Genomic DNA, 4,031 nt, shown 5'->3' with positions numbered 1-4,031 from the left:
TTTTCAAATGTTTTCTGCGCAAAAATATTTATTATTTCTAGTTAAGATATCCACATAAAGATTTAATGAATATGTATGTATATTCATATAATAAGCCGAATTATAATATTGGGTTCCTATAGAAATATTATTTATTCATTAAAATAAGCATGAAATATATTGATTTATTTAGTATTAATAAGGTGTGAAGCTTTGGAGAATAATATTTGTATATAAGGTTACATCGATTAAGGCATCATGTTAATTTATATGATTATTTTATGTGCAAGCTTTTATTGATTTGTGGAAAGATAATAAGTAAAATGGGAGTATAAATGATTTCCAATTAGTGAAAAACTTAATAGGAAAATATATTGATTAATTATAAGGAGACAAATTATGAAAGCTTATGAACGTTTATTGAAATATGTTAAGGTGTATACTACATCAGATGAAAATTCAGATACTCATCCAACAACACTAAGGCAATTTGATTTAGCTCATATATTAGTAGAGGAAATGAAGGGGCTTGGACTTGAAGGCTGCAAAGTTGATGAAAGTTGTTATGTGTATGGATTTATTCCTGCTACGAAGGGATATGAAAATAAGCCTAGTGTAGGATTAATTGCCCATATGGATACTGCGCCTGCAGCTAATGGAGAAAATGTTAAACCTCAAATAATCGAGAATTATGATGGTGGCGAAGTTCTCTTAAAAGGAAATAATAGTACTTTATCGCCTGAAAAATTTCCACACTTAAAAGACTTAAAGGGAAGAACGCTTATAACTACTGATGGAACATCATTGCTTGGAGCGGATGATAAGGCAGGTATAGCTGAAATTTTAACTGCTTGTGAAACAATTATTAAAGAAAACATACCTCATGGGAAAATATGTGTTGGATTTACTCCTGATGAAGAAGTAGGTCTTGGAGCACATTTATTTGACGTAAAAAACTTTGGAGCAGATTTTGCATATACCATTGATGGAGGAATTGAAGGAGAAATTTCATACGAGAACTTTAATGCTGCTGCAGCAGATGTAGAAATTAAGGGAGTATCAGTTCATCCAGGTTCCGCAAAAAATACAATGATTAATGCAGCAAATGTTGCAATCGAATTTAACTCAATGCTTCCAGCATGTGAAAAACCAGAATATACAGAAGGATATGAAGGTTTCTATTATTTAGAAAGCTTTAATGGATGTACTGACAAAGCATCTATGAAATACATTTTAAGAGATCACGACAGTGCAAAATTTGAGAACAAAAAATCAATAATGCTGTTAGCTGAAAAATTGTTAAATGAAAAATATGGAGAAGGAACAGTAAAAGTTACTTTAAGAGACCAATATAAAAATATGCTTGAGCTTATAAAGCCTTGCATGCATCTAGTTGATAATGCAATTGATGCCATGAAAGCTTTAAATGTAAAACCAGTAATAGAACCAATTCGAGGAGGCACTGATGGCGCAACTCTAAGCTATATGGGATTACCTTGCCCAAACCTTGGAACAGGCGGCTTTGCTTATCATGGAGAATTTGAACATATAACAGCAGAAGGTATGGATATCTGCACAAATATTATTATAGAAATATTAAAAAGATACGCCCATTAGAAAAAAGCAGCCGATAGGCTGCCTAAATTCATTCCACATTAGAAAAAAGCAGCCGATAGGCTGCATAAGATCATTTCACATTAGAAAAAATTTATTTATCAAAGTTATTATTAATAATTTACAAAAATAACACTGCGGTTGCAATTTATAGATGAAGATCTGAAAGAATATACTAAAACTCCTATTAATTTTTAAAACTTAATAGGAGTTTTTTTAATATTACAAGTAGTAAAATAATGCATTTTTATTTGTTATTATATTAAAATTGATAAAACCTTTAATAATATTGACTTATATTTTATTTACTATTATAGAGTATGGTATAATTTTCATGTAACTATATAAAATATACATATATTTAACTAGATTTGACTCTGCTTTTTAGAGCATAGTTTTATATTTTATAATTTATTTTAGTAAATATTGAAAAAATTTTAACATCAACTGTTAACTTCAAAAGAATGGAGTGAGATAAATGAAAAATAACGCAGCTCAAAGAGAATTTAAAAAGTATAAAAGTCAAATAAATCAAATAGAAGAAATAGTAGAGCATTCGAAGCCAGGAGCACTTTTAGAGCATGAAAGTTCAATACGAAAGAAACTTAGGCATCTTAAAGAACTAGAGGATCAAAGTTTAAAAGATTTTAAGGAAGTTTATGAGAGATACGAAGAACTATTAGAGAATATATCAAAAAGAATGCTTGATAATTATAATAAAAAAAATAATACAGAATTTGATTTCTACGAAGTTGTACGTGGAAATTATAATAGCTACTTAAATCAAGGATTAATGACAATACTTACAAAGCAGCATATTCCAAGATTAGTAGCGAAGGAATTTGAAGAAACCTTTCCGAAGAATCCTAAGGATGAATACCCTGCAGCAAGAAGTATGAAAAGAAAATTTTATATACATTTAGGGGATACGAATACAGGTAAAACTTATAATGCCCTGGAACGCTTAAAACGTGCAAAAAAGGGTGTATACTTGTCACCACTTAGGATTCTTGCATTGGAGAATTATGAAAAGCTTAATAAAGAAGGAGTAATATGTGATCTCCAAACTGGAGAGGAAGAAATAATAAATGTGGGGGCAACGCATATTTCTTGTACGATAGAAAAGGTGAATTTAAAAGAGCATTATGATATAGCAGTAATAGATGAAATTCAAATGATTTCTGATACTTTTAGAGGAATGGCATGGAGTAAAGCTGTTCTTGGGCTTCAATGTGATGAAATACATATTTGCGGGGCTGCAAATGCAAAATTTATTTTGGAAACGATAATAAATGATTGTAAAGATGAATATGAAATTAAAGAATATAAAAGGGCAATACCACTAGAAGTTGAATTTAAAAATTTTAGTTATGGAAATGTTCAAGAAGGAGATGCTATTGTAGTATTTTCAAAAAAGAGGGTATTAGAAATTGCTGAGGAATATTCAGGCAGAGGTATTAAAGCAAGCATAATATACGGTGATTTACCACCAGAGGTTAGAAAGATGCAGTATGAGCAATTTGTTAATAAAGAAACAAAAATACTTGTAACCACTGATGCTATAGGAATGGGAGTTAATTTGCCGATCAGAAGAATTATATTTATGAGCATACGAAAGTTTGATGGAGAAGAAGTTAGAGAGTTAACGTCACAAGAAGTAAAGCAAGTTGGAGGGCGTGCTGGAAGATTGGGTATTTATGATGTAGGATATATTGCAAGTGTTGGAGGAAATGCAGATATAATTAAATCAAAATTAGATACTAAAGATGAGACTATTAAGCAGGCTGTTATTGGACCATCAGAGGTAATATTAAAGATTAGAAGTCTGCCTTTAGATGAAAAACTAGCATTATGGAGTACTAGAGAGGAAAAATTAGATTATTATACTAAAATGGATGTAAGTGAATACATTTTGATTTTAGATAGAATAAAAAAGTATAAACTTAGAGAAGAAATACAATGGGATTTACTAAAAGTTCCCTTTGATGTTTCCAGCGATGAATTAATGGAGACATTTTTAAACTATATAGATGAGTTATTTATTAATAAACAAGATGAGCTGTTTAAACCACAATGCTTTAGAGGTGGATTAGATGATTTAGAAATTTATTATCAAAAAGTAAATATGTATTATTCATTTTCAAAGATATTTAACTTGAAATTAGATGTAAAATGGGTTTACGAGGAAAGAATGAAGATTAGTGAAGAAATAAATGAGATATTATTAAGAATTTAGATATATATTAAAGACAAAGAATTTACTATATTTTATGAGCAATCGTAAAGTAAATAGAAAATAAACAATTTCAACAATATATTATATTTTAGCTGCAATCTTATAAATATAATATATTGTTCTTTTATAATGATCTATATATAGATCATTATAATTGGACTTATTATATGAATATACTTACATATTTACTAAATCTTCATGT

At 29.2% G+C, this 4,031-nt stretch carries 2 protein-coding genes; both read left to right on the top strand.

Annotated features, from left to right (window positions below; all coding sequences use genetic code 11):
• Positions 1–378: 378 nt before the first annotated feature.
• A complete protein-coding gene (gene pepT, locus COL3_RS25875) occupies positions 379–1,596 on the top strand; it encodes a peptidase T (RefSeq protein WP_008427974.1) in 1,218 nt (405 codons plus the stop codon).
• A gap of 475 nt (positions 1,597–2,071) precedes the next feature.
• Complete coding sequence (locus COL3_RS25870; RefSeq protein ID WP_008427975.1) at positions 2,072–3,829, top strand: helicase-related protein; 1,758 nt, start codon at positions 2,072–2,074, stop codon at positions 3,827–3,829.
• Positions 3,830–4,031 lie beyond the last annotated feature (202 nt).

Origin of the sequence: Clostridium sp. LS (assembly GCF_002760435.1) — a bacterium.
Lineage (GTDB): Bacteria > Bacillota > Clostridia > Clostridiales > Clostridiaceae > Clostridium.
Note: the sequence above shows the minus strand (reverse complement) of the source record. Positions and strands in the feature narration are given on the sequence as shown.